Origin of the sequence: Arthrobacter agilis, from assembly GCF_030816075.1 — a bacterium.
Classification (GTDB): domain Bacteria; phylum Actinomycetota; class Actinomycetes; order Actinomycetales; family Micrococcaceae; genus Arthrobacter_D; species Arthrobacter_D agilis_E.
This window is the reverse complement of record NZ_JAUSXO010000001.1, coordinates 1,626,940-1,648,384: the sequence shown is the minus strand read 5'-3', so window position 1 is coordinate 1,648,384 and position 21,445 is coordinate 1,626,940. Positions and strand designations below refer to the sequence as shown.

The following is a 21,445-nucleotide window of genomic DNA, read 5'->3' as shown; positions in this document are numbered from 1 at the left end:
CACCGCAACCAACCTTTAAATGCCGTCCGGTGAGGCGGGGAAGGAGGAAGCGTGTTATGACCGTGCCAGCTCCGGAATCCGGCCTGCACAAGCGCGTTGTTCTCGCAGAAGCAGATATAGACCGCGCTCTCACGCGCATCGCCCACGAGATCCTCGAGGCGAACAAGGGGTCCCGCGACCTCGTCCTCCTCGGCATCCCCCGCAGGGGCTTCCCCCTGGCCCAGCGCCTCGCCCAGAAGATCGCGGCCGTCGACACCACCGTCGACCCGGACCTCATCACCGGGCAGCTCGACGTGACCATGTACCGCGACGACCTCCGGCGCAACCCCACCCGCTCGCCCCTCGCGACCCAGTTGCCGCCGTCGGGCATCGACGACAAGGTGGTGGTGCTCGTGGACGACGTGCTCTACTCCGGCCGCACGGTCCGCGCCGCCCTCGACGCCTTGGCCGACCTCGGGCGTCCCCGCGCCGTCCGCCTCGCGGTCCTCGTGGACCGCGGACACCGGGAGCTGCCGATCCGGGCCGACCACGTGGGCAAGAACCTCCCCACGTCGTCCCGCGAGCGCGTGCGCGTCCACCTCGCGGAGATCGACCTGATCGGCGGCTCGGCCGTCAACGAGGTCGTCATCGAGGACCGCGCGTGAAGCACCTGCTCAGCACGCAGGATCTCTCCGCCCGGAATGCGCTCCGCCTCCTCGACGTCGCCGAGGAGATGGCCGCGGTGGGGGAGCGCGAGATCAAGAAGCTCCCGGCACTGCGTGGACGCACCGTCGTGAACCTGTTCTTCGAGGACTCCACCCGCACCCGCATCTCCTTCGAGGCGGCAGCGAAGCGGCTCTCCGCGGACGTCATCAACTTCGCGGCGAAGGGCTCCTCGGTGTCCAAGGGCGAGTCCCTGAAGGACACCGCGCAGACCCTGGAGGCCATGAGTGCGGACGCCGTCGTCATCCGGCACTCCGCCTCCGGCGCCCCCGCCCGCCTCGCAGCCTCGGGCTGGATCGACGCCGCCGTCGTCAATGCAGGCGACGGCACCCATGAACACCCCACCCAGGCGCTGCTCGACGCGTTCACGCTGCGCCGGCACTGGGCGAAGGTAGGCGGCGGGCCGTCGGCCGGCACCACGCTCGCCGGGATGAAGGTGCTGATCGTCGGTGACGTGCTCCACTCGCGGGTGGCCCGCTCCAACGTGTGGCTCCTGACGACCCTGGGTGCGGAGGTCCTGCTCGCGGGCCCGCCCACGCTGCTGCCCGTCGGGATCGGTTCCTGGCCCTGCACGGTGTACTACAACCTCGACGACGCCCTCGCCCAGCGGCCCGACGCCGTGATGATGCTCCGCCTGCAGGCCGAGCGCATGAATGCCGCGTTCTTCCCTTCCACGCGGGAGTACTCGCGGCGCTGGGGCTTCGACGACGGACGCCTCGCACTGCTGGACACGATGGGCCTGCACGACACCGTCATCATGCATCCCGGGCCGATGAACCGGGGCCTGGAGATCTCCTCGGCCGCGGCCGACTCCCCGCGCTCCACCGTCCTCGCGCAGGTCCGCAACGGCGTGTCCGTGCGCATGGCCGCGCTCTACCTGCTGCTCTCGGGCGACCACCACGACGAGCAGGACCAGCAGCAGGAGCAGCAGCAGGACCAGCACGACGACCCGACCGCCCTGATCCCGGAAGGCCGCACCTCGTGACGACCCCCAGCAGCACCCCCAGCAACACCCCCGGCACGCCCGCCCAGTACCTCGTCCGCGGCGCCTCCCTCCTCGGTCGCGGAGCCGAGGACCTCCTCGTGCGCGACGGCGTCATCGCGGCCGTGGGCGGCGCGGCAGCGGAGGCGGCATCCCCGGACGCGGTGATCATCGAGGCAGCGGGGCTCGTCGCCCTGCCCGGCATGGTGGACCTCCACACCCACCTCCGGGAGCCCGGACGGGAGGACGCCGAGACGGTCGAGACCGGCTCCCGCGCCGCCGCCCTCGGCGGTTTCACCGCCGTGCACGCCATGGCCAACAGCTCCCCGGTGGCCGACACCGCGGGCGTGGTGGAGCAGGTCTACCGCCTGGGCCTGGCCTCCGGCTGGGTCGAGGTGCGTCCCGTCGGAGCCGTCACCGTCGGCCTCGGCGGCGAACGCCTCGCGGAACTCGGTGCCATGGCCGAGTCGCCGGCGTCGGTGCGCGTGTTCTCCGACGACGGCGTCTGCGTCTCCGACCCGGTCCTCATGCGCCGCGCCCTCGAGTACGTGAAGGCGTTCGACGGCGTGATCGCTCAGCACGCGCAGGAACCGCGCCTCACCGAGGGCGCCCAGATGAACGAGGGCGACGTCTCGGCGGTCCTCGGCCTCACCGGCTGGCCTGCCGTCGCGGAGGAGAGCATCATCGCCCGCGACGTCCTCCTCGCCCAGCACGTCGGGTCGCGGCTGCACGTCTGCCATGTCTCCACGGCCGGATCGGTCGAGATCATCCGGTGGGCCAAGGCCCGCGGGATCGACGTCACCGCCGAGGTCACCCCGCACCACCTCCTGCTCACCGACGAGCTGGTCCGCAGCTACGACCCCGTCTACAAGGTCAACCCGCCGCTGCGCACCGCCGACGACGTCACCGCCCTCCGCGCGGCCCTCGCCGACGGGACGATCGACGTCGTGGGGACCGACCACGCGCCGCACCCGAGCGAGCACAAGGAGTGCGAGTGGGCGCAGGCCGCGATGGGCATGACGGGCCTCGAGACCGCGCTGTCCGTGGTACAGCACACCATGGTGGAGACGGGGCTGCTCGACTGGGAGGGCTTCGCCCGCGTCACCTCCGTGGCGCCGGCGCGCATCGGCCGCCTCGCCCACCAGGGCAGGCCGCTCGCCGTGGGTGAACCCGCGAACCTGATCCTCGTCGACCCCGCCGCCCGGTGGACGGTGGACCCCTCGACCATGGCCACGAAGGGACGCAACAACCCGTTCCGCGGCCTCGAACTGCCCGGCAGCGTGCGCGCGACCTTCCTCGCCGGCCACGCCACGGTGCTCGAGGGCCGCCTGGCCACACCGCGCCCGGCAGCCCCGGCGGCGGGCGGGGAGGCGCCGGCATGGAGTCTCTAGGCTGGGTCGCCCTGACCCTGGGCATCATCGCCGTCCTCGTCGCGCTCATGGCGCTCGGGTGGCGCAACAGGCTCCGCCGGCAGTCCGACGTCCCCGCGCCGCCCGAGCCGCCCGCCGACCCCGGGCCCGTCCTCTACGAGGCCGCGGGCCAGTACGTCGCCACGACGACGGCGGGGGACTGGCTGGACCGCATCGCGGTCCACGGGCTGGGGCTCCGCGGCAACGCCGTCGCCGCCGTCCACCCCGACGGCCTCGTGTTCGCCCGCACCGGCGCGCGCACGGTCTTCATCCCCCGCACCGACCTCACCGCCGTGCAGCTCGCGAGCGGCATGACGGGGAAGTTCGTCGAGAAGGAGGGCCTGGTCGTCGTGACCTGGCGCCTCGGCGCGCTGCGCGTGGACACGGGCTTCCGCACCCGCCACCCGGCGCACAAGGCCCAGCTCGTCGCAGCGGTCGCTGCGCTCATCCCCTCCGATCCACCAGACCACCGAACTCCACCGACCCCCGAAGGCAGGGAACAGCTGTGAGCCACGCTCCATCGAAGGCACCGGTCCGAACGAACGCACCCGCGGTGCTCGTCCTGGAGGACGGACGGACCTTCCGCGGCCGCGCCTACGGCGCCGAAGGCACCGCCCTGGGAGAGGCCGTCTTCGCCACCGGCATGACCGGCTACCAGGAGACCATCACCGATCCGTCCTACGCCCGCCAGCTCGTGGTGCAGACCGCCCCGCACATCGGCAACACGGGCGTGAACGCCGACGACGCCGAGTCGCGCCGCATCTGGGTGGCCGGCTACATCATCCGCGACGCCGCCCGCCGCCCGTCCAACTGGCGCTCCGAGCAGAGCCTGGACGAGCAGCTGCGCGAGCAGGGCATCGTGGGCATCGAGGGCGTCGACACACGCGCCATCACCCGCCACCTCCGGGAGCGCGGCGCCATGAGGGCCGGGATCTTCTCCGGCGCGGACGCCGCAGCCGGCGAGGAGCGGCTCGTCGAGCAGGTCCTCGCCCAGCCGTCCATGGCCGGAGCACGGCTCGCCGAGGAGGTCAGCATCGACGAGGCCTACGTCGTCGAACCCGCGGACCACGGCTGGACCGGCGAGACGCAGGCGACCATCGCGGCGCTGGACCTCGGCATCAAGGCCATGACACCCAAGCACTTCGCCGAGCGCGGCGTGCGCACGGTCGTCCTGCCCGCCGGCGCCACCTTCGAGGACATCACCGCCGCCGGGCCGGACGGCGTGTTCATGTCCAACGGGCCGGGCGATCCCGCCACCGCCGACGCGCAGGTGGAACTCCTGCGCCGGGTCCTCGACGCCCGCCTGCCGTTCTTCGGGATCTGTTTCGGCAACCAGATCCTCGGACGCGCCCTCGGCTTCGGCACCTACAAGCTCCGCTACGGGCACCGCGGCATCAACCAGCCGGTCCTCGACCGGCGGACCGGCAAGGTGGAGATCACCTCGCACAACCACGGGTTCGCCGTCGACGCGCCTCTCGACGGTCCGGTGGACGCGCCCGCCGGCGCGTACGGCCGCGTCGAGGTCAGCCACGTGAACCTCAACGACGACGTCGTCGAGGGCCTCGCGTGCCTTGACCTCCCGGCCTTCTCCGTCCAGTACCACCCCGAGGCGGCCGCCGGCCCCCACGACTCCGCCTACCTCTTCGACCGCTTCCTCGACCTCATGCGGGCCGAGAAGGAGAGCCCCGGCTCCGGCAACGCCGTCCTGGCCTCGGCCCTCGACGCCCCGTCGGAAGCGGCGGCACTCGCCACGGCGGCCGCCGCGGAACTCGGCACGCACGGTTCCAAGGTGACGGGCACGCAGCCCCGGCACAGCACGACATCGAGCAGCACAACGCAGGAAGAGAACTGATGCCCCGCAGAACCGACCTCACGAGCGTCCTGGTCATCGGCTCCGGGCCGATCGTCATCGGCCAGGCGGCCGAATTCGACTACTCGGGCACCCAGGCGCTGCGCGTCCTGCGCGAGGAGGGCCTGCGGGTCATCCTCGTGAACTCGAACCCCGCCACCATCATGACGGACCCCGAGTTCGCGGACGCCACGTACGTGGAACCGATCACGCCCGACGTCGTCGCGAAGATCATCGAGAAGGAACGCCCGGACGCCTTGCTGCCGACCCTCGGCGGCCAGACGGCGCTGAACACGGCCATCGCACTGGACAAGAACGGCGTGCTGGAGAAGTTCGGTGTCGAGCTCATCGGCGCGAACATCGCCGCCATCGAGCTCGGCGAGGACCGCGAGAAGTTCAAGGGCGTCGTCGAGCGCTGCGGCGCCGAGTCCGCCCGGTCCGCCATCATCCACTCGATCGACGAGGCCCTCGCAGCGGCCGACGACCTCGGGTACCCCATGGTGGTCCGGCCGTCCTTCACGATGGGCGGCCTCGGCTCCGGCCTCGCGTACACGGAGCAGGACCTGCGCCGGATCGTCGGCCAGGGCCTGCAGTACAGCCCCACGAGCGAGGTCCTCCTCGAGGAGAGCATCCTCGGGTGGAAGGAGTACGAGCTCGAGATGATGCGCGACAAGAACGACAACGTCGTGGTCGTCTGCTCCATCGAGAACTTCGACCCGGTGGGCGTGCACACGGGCGACTCCATCACGGTGGCGCCCGCCCTGACCCTCACCGACCGCGAGTACCAGCGCCTGCGGGACATCTCGATCGCCGTGATCCGCGAGGTCGGTGTCGACACCGGCGGCTGCAACATCCAGTTCGCCGTCGAGCCGGACACCGGCCGCGTCGTCGTCATCGAGATGAACCCCCGGGTGTCCCGTTCGTCCGCCCTGGCGTCGAAGGCCACGGGCTTCGCGATCGCGAAGATCGCCACGAAGCTCTCCCTCGGCTACACGCTGGACGAGATCCCGAACGACATCACCCTGAAGACCCCGGCGTCGTTCGAGCCGACCCTCGACTACGTGGTGGTGAAGGTGCCCCGCTTCGCGTTCGAGAAGTTCCCCGCGGCGGACCCCACGCTCACCACCACCATGAAATCGGTCGGCGAGGCCATGGCGATGGGCCGCAACTTCACCGAGGCGCTGCAGAAGGCCCTCCGCTCGCTCGAGCAGAAGGGCTCCCAGCTCTCCTTTGCGCCCGTCGGCGCGGACGAGGTCGACGCCCTCGTGGAGGCCGCGAAGCGCCCCACCACCGAGCGTCTCTCCCAGGTGCAGCGAGCCCTGCTGGGCGGCGCGAGCGTGGAGCGGCTGTACGAGGCGACGGGGATCGACCCCTGGTTCCTCGACCAGCTCGTCCTGCTCAACGAGATCGCCGAGGAGGTGCGCACGGCGCCGAACCTCACCGAGGAGGTGCTGCGGCTCGCCAAGCGCCACGGCTTCTCCGACGAGCAGATCGGCGCGCTCACGCACACCCCCGACGCCGTGGTCCGCGGCGTGCGGCACGCCCTCGGCATCCGGCCCGTGTTCAAGACCGTGGACACGTGCGCCGCCGAATTCGCCGCCTACACGCCGTACCACTACTCGTCCTACGACGAGGAGGACGAGGTGGAGGCGCACGAGAAGCCCTCGGTGGTCATCCTGGGCTCCGGGCCCAACCGGATCGGGCAGGGCATCGAGTTCGACTACTCGTGCGTCCACGCCACCATGGCGCTGCGCCAGGCCGGCTACGAGACCGTCATGATCAACTGCAACCCCGAGACGGTGTCCACCGACTACGACATCTCCACGCGCCTGTACTTCGAGCCCCTGACCCTCGAGGACGTCCTCGAGGTCATCGCGGCCGAGCAGCGCACCGGCGGCGTGCTCGGCGTCTTCGTGCAGCTCGGCGGCCAGACACCGCTGAAGCTCGCCCAGGAGCTCGCCGACGCCGGCATCCCCATCCTTGGCACCTCCCCGGAGGCCATCGACCTCGCCGAGCACCGCGGGGCCTTCAGCCGCGTGCTCGACGCCGGCGGCCTCATCGCGCCGAAGAACGGCACGGCCGTGTCCTTCGAGGACGCCAAGAGCATCGCCGACGCCATCGGCTACCCCGTGCTCGTCCGGCCCTCCTACGTCCTCGGCGGCCGCGGCATGGAGATCGTCTACGACGAGGCCAACCTCTCGCGCTACATCGCCAACGCCACGGAGATCACCGAGGCCCACCCCGTGCTGATCGACCGCTTCCTCGAGGACGCCATCGAGATCGACGTCGACGCCCTCTTCGACGGCACCGAGATGTACCTCGGCGGCATCATGGAGCACATCGAGGAGGCCGGCATCCACTCCGGCGACTCCGCGTGCGTGCTGCCGCCCATCACGCTCGGCGCCGACGTGCTGCAGCGCGTCCGCGAGGCGACACTCGCCATCGCCCAGGGGGTCGGCGTGCGCGGACTCATCAACATCCAGTTCGCCCTGGCCTCAGACGTGCTCTACGTCCTCGAAGCGAACCCGCGGGCCTCGCGGACCGTGCCCTTCGTCTCCAAGGCCACGGGCGTGCAGCTCGCGAAGGGCGCGGCGCTCATCGGCACGGGCGTGACGGTGGCCGAACTGCGGGAGCGCGGGCTGCTGCCGGCACAGGGCGACGGCGGGTCGCTCCCGCTCGACGCGCCCGTCTCCGTCAAGGAGGCCGTGCTGCCCTTCAGCCGCTTCCGCACACCGGAGGGCACCGTCGTGGACTCGCTGCTCGGCCCCGAGATGCGTTCCACCGGCGAGGTCATGGGCATCGACAAGTACTTCGACACGGCCTTCGCGAAGAGCCAGGCGGCCGCGAACGCGGCCCTGCCCGTCGAGGGCAAGGTCTTCGTCTCCGTCGCCAACCGGGACAAGCGCGCCATCGTCATGCCGGTGAAGCGCCTCGTGGACCTCGGCTTCGAGATCGTCTCGACGGGCGGCACCGCCGACGTGCTGCGCCGCAACGGCATCCAGGCGACGACGGTGCGCAAGGTCGCCGAGGGCGCAGGGGCCGCGGGGGAGGGCACCGTCGTCGACCTCATCACCGAGGGCGGGATCGACATGATCATCAACACGCCCTCCGGGGGCCAGGCCCGCGGGGACGGGTACGAGATCCGGGCCGCCGCGACGTCCTACGGGCTGCCGGTCATCACGACGATCCCCGAGGTCGGGGCGGCCGTCCAGGCGATCGAGGCCATGCGCTCCTACGAGTGGTCCGTGACGAGCCTGCAGGAGCACGCCGCGAACCTGCGGGCAGCGTCCGAGGCCCGCAATGCGTCCTGAGGCCGGTGCCGTCCCGGTCCGCGCCCCGTTCGGGGAGCGGCTCGCGGCGGTTCGGGCGGCCCGCGGCAGCCTGTGCGTGGGCATCGACCCCCACCCCGGGCTGCTCGCGGACTGGGGGCTCGAGGACTCGCCGGCGGGGCTGGAACGGTTCTCGCTGACGGTGCTCGACGCCGTCGGGCCCGTGGCCGCGGCCCTCAAGCCGCAGGTCGCGCTGTACGAGCGGCACGGCGGGCGGGGGCTCGCGGTCCTCGAGACCCTGCTGGCCCGCGCTGCCGACGCCGGCGTCCTGACCATCGCCGACGCGAAGCGCGGGGACATCGGGTCCACGATGCAGGCGTACGCCGACGCCTGGCTGGGGGAGGGGCGGCCCCTCGCCGCCGACGCCGTCACCCTGAACCCGTATCTCGGGTTCGAGTCCCTCCGGCCGGCCCTCGACCTCGCCGCCGCCACCGGGCGGGGCGTGTTCGTCCTCGCGCTGACCTCGAACCCGGAGGGCCGTTCCGTCCAGCACGTGGGGGGAGCGGCGTCCGTGGCCCGCTCGATCGCCCTGGCGGCCGCCGCCGAGAACGCCGGACGCGGGCGGGGGCACGTGGGCCTGGTGGTAGGCGCCACCGTCGGCGATGCCGCGCAGGGGCTCGGCCTCGACCTGGCCGGCCTCAACGGCCCCATCCTCGCTCCCGGCGTCGGCGCCCAGGGGGCGGGGCCGCGCGAGCTGCGGGCCGCCTTCGGCGACGCCCTCCCGTCCGTCCTCCCCACGTCGAGCCGTGCCGTCCTCGCTGCAGGGCCCGACGCCGCCGCGCTGCGGACCGCCGCGGAGCGGACGCGCGACGAGCTCGCCTGAGAGCCCCGGGCGGCAGCCCGTGCATTGATTTAGGGGCCCCGCGCCCGGTAGGTTCGGTTCCAGCCCCACCCCGTCCCGGGGAGACCCTTGACCGATCCAGACGACGAGCGGTCGCCGCCATCCGTGGTGCCGTCCAGTGCAGGGAGCACCCGTGAGCCTGAAGCCTTTGACGGATGACGAGCGAACCGTGGCGCGCGGGAAGGCGACGGCGGCTCGCGCCGTGCGGGCGGACATCAAGGCGCGGCTGAAGACCGGTAAGCTTTCGGTGGCGGAAGTCATCGACAACCCGGACGGCGACGACGCCGTGGGCCGCCTCAAGGTCCTGGATCTCCTCAAAGCCCTGCCCGGCGTCGGCGACGTGCGGGCGGCGGGCATCATGGCGGAGGTCGGCATCGCCGCCACACGCCGTGTGCGCGGCCTGGGCGTCCATCAGCGCAAGGCTTTGGTCCTGTACCTCGAACAACATCACGCCGGCCCGGCCGGCAAGTAAGGAAGCAGTAGTGTCACAGCCCCGGCTGACAGTCCTCGCCGGCCCCACCGCGGTCGGCAAGGGAACCGTCTCGACCTACATCCGGGACAACTACCCCGAGGTATGGCTCTCCGTCTCGGCGACCACCCGCCCTCCCCGCCCCGGTGAGGTGGACGGCGTGCACTACTTCTTCGTCTCGTCCGACGAGTTCGACCAGCTCGTCGCCGACGGGCAGCTGCTGGAGTGGGCGGTGGTCCACGGACGCAACCGGTACGGCACGCTCCGGCGCACCGTGCAGGCGGCGATGGACGAGGGCCGGTCCGTGCTGCTCGAGATCGACCTGCAGGGTGCGCGCCAGGTCAGGGAGAGCATGCCGGAGGCGAATTTCGTCTTCCTCGCGCCCCCCACCTGGGAGGAGATGGTGCGTCGCCTCGTGGGGCGCGGCACCGAAACACCGGAGGAACAGCAGCAGCGGCTGGAAACCGCTAAACTGGAACTTGCCGCCGAGCCGGAATTCAACCACACCGTCGTCAACGACAGCGTGGAGCATGCGGCAGACGAGCTCGTATCACTGATGGGACTGCGTCCGCTGCAGCGCTGAGAGGCCCCGCACCAGCCGTTCCGCCTTATTTTTGGAGAATTTGTGTCAACTCAGCCCGAAGGCATCATCAACCCGCCGATCGACTCCCTCCTGGAGGTCTCGGACTCGAAGTACGCCCTCGTGATCTACGGCGCCAAGCGTGCCCGCCAGATCAACGCGTACTACTCGCAGCTCCACGAAGGCCTCTTCGAGTACGTCGGCCCCCTCGTCGACACGAAGCTGAACGAGAAGCCCCTCTCCATCGCGCTGCGCGAGATCAACGAGGGCATGCTCGTCTCCTCGCCCATGGAACAGTCCGAGTAACGCGACCGATCCAGCAGGCGGCAGACAACCGGTGCGCGTAGTACTTGGTGTCGGAGGAGGGATAGCAGCCTACAAGGCAGCGTCCCTCCTCCGTCTTTTCACGGAGTCCGGCCATGACGTGACAGTCATCCCCACCGAGGCCGCCACGCGCTTCGTCGGCACGGCGACCTGGGAGGCGCTCTCCGGCCATCCCGTCAGCAACAGCGTGTGGGACGACGTCGACAAGGTGAACCACGTGCGCCTCGGCCACGAGGCGGACCTCATCGTGATCGCCCCCGCGACCGCTGACGTCCTCGCCCGCGCCGCCGCCGGCCTCGCCGACGACCTCCTCACCGGCACCCTGCTCATGGCGCGCGGCCCCGTCGTCATGGCGCCCGCCATGCACACCGAGATGTGGCAGCACGCCGCCACCCGCGCGAACGTCGAGGTCCTCCGCTCACGCGGCATCACGGTGATCGAGCCGGCTTCCGGGCGTCTCACCGGGGCGGACTCCGGCCCGGGCAGGCTCCCGGAGCCCGCCGACATCTACACCGCTGCCATCGAGGCCGCCCGCCCTCCCGGCGGCGCCCTGCAGGGGAAGCGCGTCACCATCTCCGTGGGCGGCACCCGTGAGGCCCTCGACCCCGTGCGCTTCCTCGGTAACCGGTCCTCCGGCAAGCAGGGCATGGCGCTGGCCGAGGCCGCCCTCGCCCAGGGGGCCCGCGTGACCCTCGTCCTCGCCCACGCGGAGGTCGCCCCGCCCCGCGGGTGCGAGGTGGTCCGGGTCGAATCCGCGCTCCAGCTGCGCGACGCCGTGCTCGCGGCGCTGCCCGCCACGGACGTCCTCGTGATGGCCGCCGCCGTGGCGGACTTCCGCCCCGCGGAGACGGTCACCACCAAGATCAAGAAGAACGACGACGGGACCGACCCCGTCCTCACGCTCGTCCGCAACCCCGACGTCCTCCGGGAGGCCGTGCTCGCCCGCGACGAGGTGCTCGCCCGCGACGGCCGCGACGGGCCGCTGGTCATCGCCGGGTTCGCCGCCGAGACGGGCGACGCGACGGCCGATCCCCTCACCCACGCCCGTGCGAAACTCGCGCGGAAGGGGTGCGACTTCCTCGTGCTCAACGTCGTCGGTTCGGATCTGGTGTTCGGCGAGGACTCCAACGAGGTCACCCTCCTCGGCGCCGACGGCAGCGAATCGGCCCCGCTGCACGGATCCAAGCGCGCCGTCGCCGACGCCGTCATCACCCGTGCGGCGGACCTGCTGTCGCGCTGAGCCGCGCAGTGCGGTCCGACGGCCGGTCCGGCGTCCGCCGCAGCACGCAGCACCGGGCAGCACTGTCCCTCCGACCCAGTAGAGTGGGCACGTGAATTCTCCCAGCCCTGAGTCCTCCTTGCGCCTGTTCACCTCGGAGTCGGTCACCGAGGGGCATCCGGACAAGATCTGCGACCAGATCAGCGACGCCATCCTCGACGGCCTGCTCGCCCAGGACCCCGATTCCCGCGTCGCCGTCGAGACCCTGGTCACCACCGGCCTCGTGCACGTGGCGGGGGAAGTCACCACCGAGGCCTACGTCGAGATCCCCGACATCGTCCGCAAGACCATCCTCGGCATCGGCTACGACTCCTCGGCGAACGGCTTCGACGGCGCCCGCTGCGGCGTGTCCGTGTCCATCGGCCAGCAGAGCGCCGAGATCGCGTCCGGCGTCTTCACCTCCCTCGAGACCCGCGAGGGCACGGGCCTGGATCCGTACGACGCCCAGGGCGCGGGGGACCAGGGCATCATGTTCGGCTACGCGAGCGACGAGACGTCCGTGCTCATGCCCACGCCCATCTGGCTCTCGCACCGCCTCTCGGAGCGGCTCACCAGCGTCCGGAAGGACGGCACCCTCCCGTACCTGCGCCCGGACGGCAAGACCCAGGTCACCATCGGGTACGACGGCGACCGGCCCGTGTCCATCGACTCCGTGGTCATCTCGTCGCAGCACGCGGCCGAGGTCTCCCTCGATCAGCTGCGCGCCGACCTCGTGGAGCACGTGATCACCCCGGTGCTCGCGGACTCCGAACTCGACGCCTCCGACGTGCGGCACATCCTCAACCCGGGGGGCGCCTTCATCATCGGGGGCCCCGTGGGCGACGCCGGCCTGACCGGGCGCAAGATCATCGTCGACACCTACGGCGGCATGGCCCGCCACGGCGGCGGAGCCTTCAGCGGCAAGGACCCCTCGAAGGTGGACCGCTCGGCGGCCTACGCCATGCGCTGGGTCGCGAAGAACGTCGTCGCCGCCGGCCTCGCCCGCCGCGCGGAGATCCAGATCGCCTATGCCATCGGCATGGCGCAGCCCGTCGGCATCTACGTCGAGACCTTCGGCACGGAGACGGTGGACCCGCAGGCCATCGGCGCCGCGATCCGCGAGATCTTCGACCTGCGGCCCCTCGGCATCATCAACGCACTCGACCTCAAGCGCCCGGTCTACCAGCGGACCGCCGCGCACGGCCACTTCGGCCGCGAGGAGGACGGCTTCACCTGGGAGCGCACGGACCGTGTGGACAAGCTGCGGAGCTACTTCAACGCCTGAGGCGGGAGGGGACGGCGGGCGGCACGGGCTGCCCGCCGCAGCATCATGACGGAGACCAAGCGCCCCGCCGTTCGGCCGGCCCCGGGCATGGACGGCCAGCTGTCGCTCCTGCACGGATTCGGTCCGGCCAGGCTCCCGCAGGCGGACCCCGAGCGGGCGTCCTCCCTGCCGGTGGCACGGGTCATCCTCGACGCCCAGCTGCCGCACCTCGACCGGTTCTTCGACTATGCGGTGCCGGCCGCGATGGACGCCGAGGCACAGCCCGGCGTGCGGGTGAAGGTGCGGTTCGCCGGGCGCGAGCAGTCCGCGTTCCTGGCGGAGCGGGTCGACGAGGCGAGCACCACGGCCACGCTCCTGCCCCTCGGCAAGGTCGTGTCGCCGCAACAGGTCCTCACACCGGAGATCCTCGCCCTGGCGACCGCCGTCTCCGCGCGGTCCGTCGGCACCGTGAGCGACGTCCTGCGCTCCGCCGTCCCGCCGCGGATGGCCCGCGTCGAAGCGGAGTTCCCCGGCAGCATGGGGACGGTGGACCCGGCGGCGGACGACGCCCAGGAACCGGTGCTCCCCGTGGTCGTGGAACCGCGCTCCTCCGGCAGCTTCGGCCGGTACGTGAACGGGCGCGCCTACCTCGAGCACCTCCGGGCGGGTGAGTCGCCGCGTGCCGTCCTCACCAGCCTCGGCGGGTACGGTGCCACCGCATGGCCGGAGGAGATCGCCGACGCCGTGGCGGCCACCGCCACGTCCGGGCGGGGCTCGGTCGTCGTGGTCCCGGACCAGCGCGACCTCGCGCGGGTGGAAGGTGCACTCGTCGCCCGGCTCGGGGCGGATGCCGTCGCCCGCCTCACCGGGGAGGACGGCGCGACGCCGAGATACCGGAACTTCCTGCGCGTCCTGCACGGCACCGCGACCGTCGCCGTCGGCACCCGGTCGGCCGCCTACGCACCCGTACGGAACCTCGGCCTGGTCTGCCTGTGGGACGACGGCGACGACCAGCACATCGAACAGCGCGCCCCCTACCAGCACATCCGGGACGTCCTGCTGCTGCGGGCCGAGCACGAGGGCACCGCGATGCTGTTCTCGTCTGTCGGCCGCACCACGGAGGCCCAGCGCCTCGTGGACACCGGCTGGGCCCACGCCATCCAGGCCGACCGCACGGAGGTACGCCGGGCCACCCCGCGCGTCGTCCATGCCGCGGACGCGTTCCAGATGGAGCGCGACCCCCTGGCCGCGCAGGCCCGGATCCCGCACGCCGCCTGGGCTGCGGCGCAGGCGGGCCTGAAGCACGGTCCCGTGCTGCTGCAGGTCGCACGCACCGGGTTCTCCCCGGCGCTGGCCTGCGACAGGTGCCGCCACCCCGCGCGCTGCTCGGCCTGCGCCGGGCCGCTGGCGCAGGCCGGCCGGTCCGCCCCGCTCGCCTGCCGGTGGTGCGGGCGCCCCGAGACGGCGTGGTCCTGCGCCGAATGCGGCGGAACCCGGATCCGCGCCACGGTAGCGGGAGCCACCCGCACCGCCGAGGAACTGGGACGGGCGTTCCCCGGCGTGCCCGTGATCTCCTCGGCGGGTGAGCACATCGTCGACGCGGTGCGGGACGCACCCGCGGTCGTCGTCGCCACGCCGGGCGCCGAACCGGTGGCGCCGGCAGGGTACGCCGCGGTGATCCTGCTCGACGGCAACGCCCTGCTCAGCAGGGAGTCGCTGCGGGCCGGCGAGGACGCCCTCCGCCGCTGGTTCTCGGCCGCGATCCTCGCGCGCCCCTCGACGGCGGGCGGCACCGTGGTGATCACGGGTGACGACGACGTCGCGGTGGGACACCTCGTGCGGTGGGACCCGGCAGGCGCCGCCTCGCGGGAACTCGGCGAGCGCCAGGAGCTGGGACTGCCTCCCGCAGTCCGGTACGCGGTGCTCACGGGAACCCGCGAAGCCCTCACCCACTTCCTCGAGGGTGTCCGGACGGAAGGCGTCGCGCGCGTCGTCGGCCCGGCGCCCGTCCCGCCGGACATCCGGCGGGAGGCGATGCTCGCCGCGCGTGCCGCAGCCGGCGCGTCGAAGGGCGGCGCGCCGACAGTGCCGGCCGACGCACTGGCAGGGCAGGGCAGCCACCGCGTCCTGCTGTTCTTCCCCTACCGGGCGGCCGCCGGCATCACCGCGCAGCTGCGGGCACGCCGCGCCGCCCTGTCCGCTCGGCGGACAGGCGAACCGGTGCACATCCGGCTCGACGCGCTGGACGTGCTCTGACCCACCAGGAACGCCGCGCCGGGAGGGCCTGCGTTCCCGAGGGGCGCACAGGCTGTACCGTGTAGCTGCCCCGAAGTAGGGATCCGCTGACAAGTGAAGAGGTTCGTCGTGCCCTATCGGAGCAAAAGCCTTCTGGAGCAATGGGTGTGGGAATTCGCCGCCGATGCCGAGGAGACCCCGGGCGTGATCGAGGTCCTGCAGCACGACGGCGGTGCCGGGGCCGACACGGGACTGGTCGTCATGCGCTTGAACGATCTGCCCTCGGACATCTTCCTTCATCCGGTAGGACCCGGTGACCCGAGGTGGGAAGTGAACTTCGGTCCACGGGAGCGGGACCTCGCGATGAGCGCCGGCAGGCTGCGTGGTCTTGCGAAGGAACTGGACCGTGCGGCGGCGCTGTGTGAGTTCTTCGAAAGCAAGTCGGAGGAGCATGCCTCAGGCGCCAGCCCGGCCCCTGCGGCCTGAGGCCGGCTCGAGGATCGATCGAGCCGGCGGGGACGGGGAGCGCGGACCTAGGCGACGACGCCGATGGCGGGAACCGACCCGAGACGTACCGGAGGAAGATCCTCGAATGCCGGCGTCGCGAACCAGTAGCCCTGGAACAGGCGGATACCGGCCGCCTTCAGGAACAGGTACTCCGCCTCCGTCTCGACACCTTCTGCGAGCACCGTGATGCCGAGCTCCCCGGCGATGCCGAGGACACCGGACACGACGGCCTGGCGAGCGGGGCTGCCGTCGATGCCGCGCACGAGCTTCATGTCGAGCTTCATCAGGTCCGGCTGGAAGTCCACCAGGAGGCCCAGCCCCGCATGACCGGCACCGAAGTCGTCGATGGCGGTGGTGAAACCGTGCTTGCGGTATTCGGTGATGATGTTCGTGAGGTGGGCGGTGTCCTCGACCTCCTCGTTCTCGGTGAACTCGAACATGATGGCCGACGTCGGGAAGCTGCACCGCGCGGCTGCGCGCAGCGTCGCTCGGAGGCACGCGGCCGGTTCGTAGACTGCGTTCGGCATGAAATTGATGGACAGCTTCAAATCCTCGCCGGCAGGGAACAGGCGCGATGCCAGCTCGATCGCCTTCACGCGGCAGTCCTGGTCGAAGCGGTACCGCTGGTCCGGCAGGATGCGCGAGAGGACCTCGGGGGCGCCCTCGCCCGACAGGCCCCTGACCAGCGCCTCATAGCCCCACACGCGCTCGTCGACCGCGTCGTAGATCGGCTGGAAAGCCATGCTGAACTCGAAGCCGAGTCGTGAGGATACGGCGCAGCCGTTGCATGCCATGCAGATTGCTCCCTTACTGATTCCGTCCACCATAGAACACGCCGAGCGTCCTCGCCGTCCAGCCGGGCAGGACCAACCGGCGGTCCGACAGGCACGGCCGGGCTGTGCTCCTGCTGCTCCTGCGTCGTCGCCGCCCTGCGCTGCCGTCGACGTCCTGCTGCTGCCGTAGGAGCGCTAGTCGCCGTCGCCCGCTGCGTCACCCGGATCGAAGAACCCGAGGGGATCAATATCAGGGGAGGGTGCTGCTGTGCTGGTCGAGGTCTGGCCCGAGTCGCCGGCACGCAGGACGGCCGGGTCGTCGTACACGGACCGTTCGCCGTCATCGGCTGCGAAGAAGGCAGCCACCGCACCCGGCACCAGTGCTGCGGCTGCGATCGCACGGGGGATCCTCGAGTCTGCGGCCTCACCGGAGGTGCCGGCCACGAGCTCGACCCGAATCGGTGTGTGGGTGCCATCCGTGAGCGCCATGGTGTCCTCCGACGTCCGGCCCGAAGTCCTGTCCCTCGAATGATCCTCCGCGGCGTCCGGCTGTCAAGGGACGACGACGGGGACGGCGTCAACCGGGAGCCGCCTGTGGTGCCGCACGGTTCAGGCCTCCGGTGTCGGACGCACCGGTGCGGCCGCCCCGGACAAACGCTCCTCGCCGCCTCCGCCCGGGTTCGGCATCACAGGCCTTCGACGTCTCGGGGCGTCAGAGGAGTTGCAGCCCGTACGGCGGAGACGACGTCGAGGATCCCCCGGGCAGCCGCGGACGCATCCTCCTGGTCGGTGATGAACGACGCGTGGGTGGCGCCGTCGACCACGCGGTGCAGGCTGTCGGACGACAGGGAGGCCAGGACGTCCTGCGATACGTCCCAGCCGGGCGCGCTCCCACGGCCCGCGGTCAGGACGACCAGCGGCTTGCCGCCAAGATCCTTCAGGGCGGCAGCCTGCTGCACGGAGGAGCCGCCGTGGCCGTACTCGTGGAGCGTGCTCTGCGCATGGGCGGGCGTCACACCGAGCAACTGTCCGACACCGAGGCGCGTGGCGCTCGCGGCGAGCGCCGAGATCCGGTCCACCATGTCGGAGTCGGAGTCGTCGGGATGCGCCGACCGGACGGGGCCGGATGCCGGCGCGGTCGAGTCCACCAGGACGAGTCCGGCCACGTCCTCGGGGTAGTGGGCGGCGAACGTGAGGACGTAGAGTCCACCGAACGAGTGTCCCGCCAGGACGTACGGTCCGGGGACGTCCCCGCGCTGCAGCAGCGTATGGAGGTCCGTCGCGATCCGGGCGGCATCCTGTGGGGTGGTCGCCGGATCGCTCCAGCCCCGGCCCGCCCGATCGTAGATACACACCCGGGTGTCACGGGCGACGGCCGGGGTTATCCGCCCGAGATCCGACGACATCCCGCCCGCACCGGGTTCGAGTACGACGGTCGGGCTGCCTGAGCCGGTGCAGTCCAGGTGCAGGCGGTGTCCGCCGACGTCGATCAATCGGCCCGGCATGGCATGGGCCCTCGCGTCCGCCGCTTCGCCTGCGGCTTCGTAGCCTCCACCCAGCGACGCCAGGACCAGCACGGCGATCACCGGGTAGAGCAGGACGCGCCCGCTGCGGCCGCGCAGCCGGCGTCGGGCGTGGGGGATCATCCAGAGGGCCACGACCAGCAGGGCGGGCGGCCATACCCAGGTGAGCGCGGCGCGCAGCGGGGCACCGAACACCACCAGGAGGACACCGGTCAGTCCCAGGAGGAGTGCCGGAGCCGCGGCCCATCGCTGCGGTTGATCGGTGAGCCGTCCCGAGAGACCAGCCAGCATCGCCCAGCCCAGGGCGAGCCCCACCAGGACGGCGCCGCTCACGCCGCTCTCGGTGGGCGGGATGAACGGTGCAGCGGCCAGCAGGAGTGCGGCGAGCGCCCCGGTCACCAGGGAACCGGCGGCGATCCAGCCGGTGCGATCCTTGCGCGACGGATGAGGGCGGAGACGCTTCCGAGCCGCGGTGTGGGGGCTCGTGGAAGTGCGGGACGTTCTGTTCGTGCTCGCCGGGGGAAGGGTCATGCGCTCATGCTGCCACCCGGTGGCAGCGGATCTGCGGGGCGAAAATGCCCTTCATGGAAAGGATTCCGCTCAGGCGATGCCCTGCTCGGTACAGTGGCCCTATGCACCGGGTCGTCGCTTTGGCACTGCAGGATGTGGTCGCTTTCGACCTGGCCATCCCTGCGCAGGTCTTCGGCCATGCGGATGAACGGGCGCGGTACTCCTTCCGTGTCTGCGCGGCCCAGCCCGGTCTGGTCCCGACGACGTCCGGCTACTCCATCCAGGCCACCGACGGTCTGGATGCCCTCCTGTCCGCGGACACGGTCGTGGTGCCCGGCTACGAACCGCTGGACGACCCTTCCGCCGAGGTCTGCGAGGCGTTACGTCAGGCGGCCGCCAACGGGGCACGGGTGGTGTCGGTGTGCACGGGCGCCTTCGCGCTCGCCGCCGCAGGCCTTCTGGACGGCAAGCGGGCCACCACGCACTGGAGGAGCGCGCAGCGTCTCCAGACCCTGTACCCCGGTGTCTCCGTCGACGCCGACGTCCTCTACATCGACCAGGGAGCCGTCAGCACCAGCGCCGGGGTCGCGGCCGGCATCGACCTGTGCCTGCACCTGGTCCGCAAGGACTTCGGCACCGAGGCGGCCAACAGCATCGCCCGACGGATGGTGGTGGCCCCGCACCGCGAAGGCGGCCAGGTCCAGTTCATGGAACGTGCGGTCGCCGCACCCCTGGCCCTCTTCGCCGATACCTGCGCGTGGGCGAGGCAGCACCTGGCCGAACCGCTCACGGTGGACGACATGGCCTCCCATGCCGGCTGGGCGCCCAGGAGTTTCACACCCGGAAATTCACGGCCGAAGCAGGAATGACGCCCCTGAGGTGGCTGAACGACCAACGCATCGCCGAAGCATGCCACCTTCTGGAGACCACCGGCCTGACGGTGCACGCGATCGCCTCCCGGACCGGCCTGGGGACAACAGCCAATTTCCGTCTCCACTTCACCCGGAAACTCAACACCACGCCCTCGAGCTACCGGCGTCTCTATCAGGGCCGGAACCGGCGTGCTGCCCCCGCGTGACACTTCCGGCGTGATCGACCATCACGCGGAGTGCATGCGGACGCTGTGCCCAGCCGGTCGGCGTCGCTGCCGGACTCGCACCAGGAGGGGAGTGAGGCCGGCAGTGAGAGCGAGGGCGCAGGCGACGACGAGGAGGGCCCCGGGTCGGGGTGGCACCCACAGCTGTGCCTGCTCGGCGCTGCGGGCGGGGTAGTCGAGCATCTTGGCGGTCGAGTCCGCGAGGCCCGGCCCGCCGTGTGCTGCCAGGTCCGCCAGCGCGGCGTCGAACCCCCCGTGCCCGGACGACGTGCGCAGCGTCGAGGAGGGGATCCCCTGGCCCCGCGCCCAGCGGTCCAGTGAAGCGCGTTCTTCCGGGTCTCCGCTGGACGCCACCAGCACGCGATCCAGGCTGCTCGGAGCGGCCGAGGTCGGTGCGGTGAGGAGAACCAGCCCGTGAGCGGTGGTGATGCTGGATCCAGCGCCGACGGGAAGGGCCGTCGTGGCTGACGAGTACCCTGCAACCTCGAACGGGGCCGAGGCATCCACTTCGCCGACCCCCTCAGCGAGGGCGACCCCGACCGTCGGACGGAACCAGGGCAGGACGGCGTTGAGACCGACGCCGAGATCGGTCGGTGCGAACCGCTGGACCGGGATGGCGGTGGAGGCGTCCAGCGACCACGACGGGTAGGCCATGTCTGCACCGACACGCTCGGCTTCCGTATCGCCGGCAAGCTGCTGCATGAGGCGCAGTGCAGCGGGGATGCCGGAGGTCACTCCCGCAGAGGTGGTGATACCCCGGTCCTGGACGTACCGCTGACCGGTCACCCACGTGACGTCGGGATTCGATTCCTCGAGCTCGATGATTCGGGACCAGTGCGACGTGGCGCGGTGGCCGTCCAGCAGCCCCGTTGCGGCCAGGACCCTCGAACCCGCGCAGACACCGAGGATCTGGGCGCCCGACCGGGCCCCGTCCACCACGTAGTCGCGCAACTCCGTTTCGTCGTCGCCCGCTGGGTCGTTGACCGCGGGAACGACGACGACGTCCGGCGCCGGCGCGGCCCCTATGGCCGCGTCCTCGAAGGTGTACGTCGGCAGCACACTCAGTCCGCCGTTGAGCGGGACAGGATCCGAGGTCGCGGCGACGGTGTAGACCGAGAAGTGCGTCGAGCGGGCGAAGACCTCGTAGGGGGCCAGGGCGTCGGCCGCGTCGGTGCCGGACCGGCCGAGGGCCACGGCGACCACGATCGGGCCGTCCGAAGAGGGCACGCTTGCCGCGCTCCCGCCGTCCTGGACCATCAGCGCCTCGGTGGGGGCGGCGGCAGCACCGGCCCAGAGCAGGGCGATGAGGGTGATCAGCGTGATCCCGGTGCCGAGGATGGCAGCCCCGATGCGGCGAAGAACGAGTCTGCGGGCGGAGGAAGGGTGGGACGTGCCGATCCTGGTGGCGCTCATCGGGTTGCCTCAGCACTGTGGTGGAGCCGCGTGACCGCTGGGGTCGTGGGTTCACTGCCGCGAGGGTGTGCGGCGGTCCCGGATTCGATGGGGTGCATGGTGTTCTTCGTGGCCTTCCTGACTGTGCTTCGCAGCGGAGCAGGACGTCGTCCTGGACCCTGGGTCGGGGGTACCTGGGTACGGCAGCCGTGCGTGGTCCTGCGCGCTGGAGCGGGTGGTGCGCTCATGCTGTCACTCAGCGGTCGCGGAACTGCAGGGTGAAAATGCCCTGTAGGACAAGGATTCTGCGCGTGGGTGCTCTCGAGTTCCGCCGGCGCCGGCCGGCATCGTCCAACGCCGGAAGACCACGGTTACCAGATCACGTTCCGGAAACGCATCTGA

At 71.4% G+C, this 21,445-nt stretch carries 20 protein-coding genes; 16 read left to right on the top strand and 4 right to left on the bottom strand.

Features of this window, described 5'->3' with window-relative positions; genetic code table 11:
- Nucleotides 1-56 precede the first annotated feature (56 nt).
- The 14 genes from pyrR (at nt 57) to QFZ50_RS07430 (ending at nt 15,728) form a co-directional block, all read left to right on the top strand.
- Complete coding sequence (pyrR, locus tag QFZ50_RS07495) at nt 57-644, top strand: bifunctional pyr operon transcriptional regulator/uracil phosphoribosyltransferase PyrR (protein WP_307083119.1); 588 nt, start codon at nt 57-59, stop codon at nt 642-644.
- Nucleotides 641-1,687 (top strand): aspartate carbamoyltransferase catalytic subunit, encoded by a 1,047-nt coding sequence (locus tag QFZ50_RS07490; RefSeq protein ID WP_307083118.1) that lies wholly within the window; start codon nt 641-643, stop codon nt 1,685-1,687. The genes pyrR and QFZ50_RS07490 overlap by 4 nt, the downstream gene beginning before the upstream one ends.
- Nucleotides 1,684-3,075, top strand: a complete 1,392-nt coding sequence (locus QFZ50_RS07485; RefSeq protein ID WP_307083117.1) for a dihydroorotase — start codon at nt 1,684-1,686, stop codon at nt 3,073-3,075. Before QFZ50_RS07490 ends, QFZ50_RS07485 begins: the two co-directional genes overlap by 4 nt.
- Nucleotides 3,063-3,602 carry a PH-like domain-containing protein gene (locus tag QFZ50_RS07480; protein ID WP_307083116.1) on the top strand — a complete coding sequence of 180 codons (540 nt, stop codon included), beginning with the start codon at nt 3,063-3,065 and terminating at the stop codon, nt 3,600-3,602. Before QFZ50_RS07485 ends, QFZ50_RS07480 begins: the two co-directional genes overlap by 13 nt.
- Nucleotides 3,599-4,945, top strand: coding sequence for a glutamine-hydrolyzing carbamoyl-phosphate synthase small subunit (gene carA / locus QFZ50_RS07475; RefSeq protein ID WP_307083115.1), 1,347 nt, complete (start codon nt 3,599-3,601; stop codon nt 4,943-4,945). The genes QFZ50_RS07480 and carA overlap by 4 nt, the downstream gene beginning before the upstream one ends.
- Nucleotides 4,945-8,253, top strand: coding sequence for a carbamoyl-phosphate synthase large subunit (gene carB, locus QFZ50_RS07470; protein ID WP_307083114.1), 3,309 nt, complete (start codon nt 4,945-4,947; stop codon nt 8,251-8,253). The genes carA and carB overlap by 1 nt, the downstream gene beginning before the upstream one ends.
- The gene (gene pyrF, locus QFZ50_RS07465; protein ID WP_307083113.1) at nt 8,243-9,094 is read left to right on the top strand and encodes an orotidine-5'-phosphate decarboxylase; all 852 of its coding nucleotides are present in this window, start codon (nt 8,243-8,245) and stop codon (nt 9,092-9,094) included. Before carB ends, pyrF begins: the two co-directional genes overlap by 11 nt.
- 151 nt (nt 9,095-9,245) lie before the next feature.
- Nucleotides 9,246-9,584, top strand: a complete 339-nt coding sequence (mihF, locus tag QFZ50_RS07460) for an integration host factor, actinobacterial type (RefSeq protein WP_307083112.1) — start codon at nt 9,246-9,248, stop codon at nt 9,582-9,584.
- Nucleotides 9,585-9,594: 10 nt separating this feature from the next.
- Nucleotides 9,595-10,164, top strand: a complete 570-nt coding sequence (gmk, locus tag QFZ50_RS07455; protein WP_307083111.1) for a guanylate kinase — start codon at nt 9,595-9,597, stop codon at nt 10,162-10,164.
- A gap of 42 nt (nt 10,165-10,206) precedes the next feature.
- Nucleotides 10,207-10,467, top strand: coding sequence for a DNA-directed RNA polymerase subunit omega (gene rpoZ / locus QFZ50_RS07450; RefSeq protein ID WP_307083110.1), 261 nt, complete (start codon nt 10,207-10,209; stop codon nt 10,465-10,467).
- 31 nt (nt 10,468-10,498) lie between these two features.
- Nucleotides 10,499-11,725 (top strand): bifunctional phosphopantothenoylcysteine decarboxylase/phosphopantothenate--cysteine ligase CoaBC, encoded by a 1,227-nt coding sequence (gene coaBC, locus QFZ50_RS07445; protein ID WP_307083109.1) that lies wholly within the window; start codon nt 10,499-10,501, stop codon nt 11,723-11,725.
- A 91-nt stretch (nt 11,726-11,816) separates the two neighbouring features.
- Nucleotides 11,817-13,028: a methionine adenosyltransferase gene (gene metK, locus QFZ50_RS07440; RefSeq protein WP_307083108.1), complete on the top strand. Its 1,212-nt coding sequence runs from the start codon at nt 11,817-11,819 to the stop codon at nt 13,026-13,028.
- A 45-nt stretch (nt 13,029-13,073) separates the two neighbouring features.
- The gene (locus tag QFZ50_RS07435; RefSeq protein WP_307083107.1) at nt 13,074-15,263 is read left to right on the top strand and encodes a primosomal protein N'; all 2,190 of its coding nucleotides are present in this window, start codon (nt 13,074-13,076) and stop codon (nt 15,261-15,263) included.
- A 144-nt stretch (nt 15,264-15,407) separates the two neighbouring features.
- Nucleotides 15,408-15,728, top strand: a complete 321-nt coding sequence (locus tag QFZ50_RS07430) for a hypothetical protein (RefSeq protein ID WP_307083106.1) — start codon at nt 15,408-15,410, stop codon at nt 15,726-15,728.
- A 47-nt stretch (nt 15,729-15,775) separates the two neighbouring features.
- On the opposite strand, the gene QFZ50_RS07425 is transcribed toward QFZ50_RS07430, so the two are convergent.
- The 3 genes from QFZ50_RS07425 to QFZ50_RS07415 form a co-directional block, all read right to left on the bottom strand.
- Entirely contained in the window at nt 15,776-16,492 is a 717-nt protein-coding gene (locus tag QFZ50_RS07425; protein ID WP_307083105.1) for an EAL domain-containing protein, read from the bottom strand.
- Between the two features lie 225 nt (nt 16,493-16,717).
- Entirely contained in the window at nt 16,718-17,011 is a 294-nt protein-coding gene (locus QFZ50_RS07420; RefSeq protein WP_307083104.1) for a hypothetical protein, read from the bottom strand.
- Between the two features lie 197 nt (nt 17,012-17,208).
- Entirely contained in the window at nt 17,209-18,576 is a 1,368-nt protein-coding gene (locus QFZ50_RS07415) for an alpha/beta fold hydrolase (protein WP_307083103.1), read from the bottom strand.
- 101 nt (nt 18,577-18,677) lie between these two features.
- On the opposite strand from QFZ50_RS07415, the gene QFZ50_RS07410 reads away from it, so the two are divergent.
- Both QFZ50_RS07410 and QFZ50_RS07405 read left to right on the top strand, forming a co-directional pair.
- Entirely contained in the window at nt 18,678-19,424 is a 747-nt protein-coding gene (locus QFZ50_RS07410) for a DJ-1/PfpI family protein (protein ID WP_307083102.1), read from the top strand.
- A complete protein-coding gene (locus QFZ50_RS07405) occupies nt 19,421-19,633 on the top strand; it encodes a helix-turn-helix domain-containing protein (RefSeq protein WP_307083101.1) in 213 nt (70 codons plus the stop codon). Before QFZ50_RS07410 ends, QFZ50_RS07405 begins: the two co-directional genes overlap by 4 nt.
- Nucleotides 19,634-19,654: 21 nt before the next feature.
- Here QFZ50_RS07405 and QFZ50_RS07400 read toward each other — a convergent pair whose 3' ends face one another.
- Nucleotides 19,655-21,064 (bottom strand): DJ-1/PfpI family protein, encoded by a 1,410-nt coding sequence (locus QFZ50_RS07400; protein ID WP_307083100.1) that lies wholly within the window; start codon nt 21,062-21,064, stop codon nt 19,655-19,657.
- Between the last annotated feature and the right edge of the window lie 381 nt (nt 21,065-21,445).